The sequence below is a fragment of the Caulobacter sp. 10L414 genome, from assembly GCF_056395525.1.
Genome location: NZ_JBFTJR010000133.1, coordinates 1 through 993 on the forward strand (window position 1 = coordinate 1; position 993 = coordinate 993).

The following is a 993-nucleotide window of genomic DNA, read 5'->3' on the forward strand; positions in this document are numbered from 1 at the left end:
GACAGCCGGCCTTCGCGCACGTTGCGGGCCACCAGGTCGTCCAGGCCCGGCTCGTAGATCGGGATCTCGCCGGCCAGCAGGCGCGAGATCTTGCGCGGATCCTTGTCGATGCACGTCACCACGTGACCGAAGTCCGCAAAGCACGCCCCGGACACCAGGCCCACATAGCCCGTGCCAATCATCGCTACGCGCATGGATGTCCTCTTTCCACGGATGGGGCGGACCGGAGGATCCGAACCTTCCGCCCGCTAATCGGCCAATCGGGGGCGCGAGACAAGTCGTCGGCTGCATGCGGCTTGGGCGCCGCCGCGAAAATGCCGAAGCGTCTCGTGCGCGGCGCGGACTCTGGTCTAAAAGTCACGTTTGGGTTGTATGTCGCCTGCAGCCAGGAGTGGAAGCTTGCTGTTCGCCGTCGCCGTCATCGCCGCCCTGGTCGGTCTGTTGCTTTGGCCCAGCCTCGAGCGACCCCTGCGTCGAGAATTTCGTCGCCTGACGCGCCGACGTCGGTGAATCCGCAAACTGATCATATGATCGTTTGAGTATAACCCACGGTTGAATCAATGCGTTTCACTGTCGAGCTTCCTAACTGCGAAGCTTGTCAGGTTTTGGAATTGAGAGACCGCCCTTGCGGGAAATATTCGCCAGGAAGGATAGATCGTGCGCTGGGGACCCGGTTCGGGCCCGCGTCATGCTGATGTCGCAAGAATTGATATGATCACAAGCAGACCGTCGCGGAACTGTGTCGCTTATGTGCAATGTCGCAAGTTTGGGACGTTGGATTAACTATTATAATAGTTTTAGGGCTGGAATAGCCTGGGGTTGAGGCCTATAGGGAACGCGAATTCTTAACAGGGGGTAAGCCATGTCATCGCGTTTCGTGGGCGCAGTCGTCGCGGGCCTGGCCCTTGCCGTCGCGCCGTTCGTCTCGACCGCCGCCGCCGTCCAGGGCGGCGCGACGCCGGCCTCGACCGCGCCGCCGAGCGCGGCCTCGCT

At 61.6% G+C, this 993-nt stretch carries 1 pseudogene; it reads right to left on the reverse strand.

The window, feature by feature from the left end:
• A pseudogene (locus tag AC1DCG_RS25065) lies at window positions 1-194 on the reverse strand (UDP-glucose 6-dehydrogenase); the annotation flags it as partial.
• Between the last annotated feature and the right edge of the window lie 799 nt (window positions 195-993).